At 27.9% G+C, this 1,373-nt stretch carries 1 protein-coding gene; it reads left to right on the forward strand.

Annotated features, from left to right (window positions below):
- The first annotated feature begins 204 nt into the window (after positions 1-204).
- Positions 205-1,317: a leucine-rich repeat domain-containing protein gene (locus tag HHU12_RS33925; RefSeq protein ID WP_169661153.1), complete on the forward strand. Its 1,113-nt coding sequence runs from the start codon at positions 205-207 to the stop codon at positions 1,315-1,317.
- Positions 1,318-1,373 lie beyond the last annotated feature (56 nt).

Consider the following 1,373-nt stretch of genomic DNA (forward strand, 5'->3'; position numbering starts at 1 on the left):
CCACCTACCATATGTAATCTCAAAAAAATGGAATACTTCAGAACAAGAAGAAACCCATGGGAATGGATGCCGGAATGTATTGATGATGCTTTTAAGATTTATCACAAGTTTGGATCTGTACCAGGTGTGGAAAGAAGATAATAAGATACTAGAACTTTAGGTTTCAAAGTTTGGAGGTTAAAAATTATTTAGAAAACAGAAGTTATGCATCAGATTATTGAAAATAGGTTAGTTGTTTTTATTGTAATATTACTCACATCTTGTAATAGTTTTTCTAATGATAAAATAGTTGAAACACCTTTTATTGACGAAATAAAAAGTAAATATCCTAATTCATATATAGGAATAGAAAAAAATATGTATTGGGTTTCTTTTCGAGGTCACAAAGATAGTTTAGACAGTTGGTTTTCTGATATAGAATATAAAAGAGATTCAATTTATGCTATTGAAATGATAAAATATCCAGAAATCAGCGGTTCTTTAGATAGGTTTATTGAATTTAAATCATTGAAAATACTTATAATTCATCAATGTAATCTTACAACTATTCCTTCTTTATTTTTTGATCTAAAACATTTGGAATATTTAGGATTAGATGATAATAATATATCTATAATACCAAATGAAATAAATAAATTAGACAAACTAAAACATCTAGAATTAAGTTCGAATAATATTAAAGAAATACCAAAAGAGATAGGTGATATTACTTCATTGGTAGAATTTACTATATCTTATAATTTAATTGAAGAATTACCCAATGAAATAGCTAATCTGAAAAATTTAGATGGTTTATCATTAAGTAATAATCCAGAATTGAAAACACTTCCTGACTCTTTATGTAAACTGAAAAAATTAACTCATTTAAATTTTAAGAATTGTAAAAATTTGAAATCATTTCCGGATAACTTATGGTTAATCGATTCTTTAATTGATTTATCTTTTAATGAAATGGGAATTAAAGAAGTGCCTCAATTTGTATGGAAATGTAAACAAATTAAATCATTAAGTCTTAGCGGTAATAAAATTACTCATATCCCTAATGAATTAGGGGGACTTACAAACCTTGAGGAACTCTATTTAGATGATAATAGGCTTTCAGAGATTCCTGAAGAGATCGGTAATTGTACTAAGATGACCAGTCTACATGTGCAATATAACAACTTAAAAACTTTGCCATCTACCATATGCAATCTCAAAAAAATGGAATACTTCAGAACTAGAAGAAACCCATGGGAATGGATGCCGGAATGTATTGATGATGCTTTTAAGATCTATCACAAGTTTGGATCTGTACCAGGGGTGGAAAGAAGATAATAGGATACTAGAACTTTAGGTTTCAGAGTTTGGAGGGTTAGTCTTATTTAAAAATT

It is taken from the genome of Flammeovirga aprica JL-4, assembly GCF_012844305.1.
Lineage (GTDB): Bacteria > Bacteroidota > Bacteroidia > Cytophagales > Flammeovirgaceae > Flammeovirga > Flammeovirga aprica.

What these genes read in the sequence shown, in the direction of transcription:
- HHU12_RS33925 (WP_169661153.1), top strand. Translation starts at nt 205, where the DNA reads ATGCATCAGATTATTGAAAATAGGTTAGTTGTTTTTATTGTAATATTA.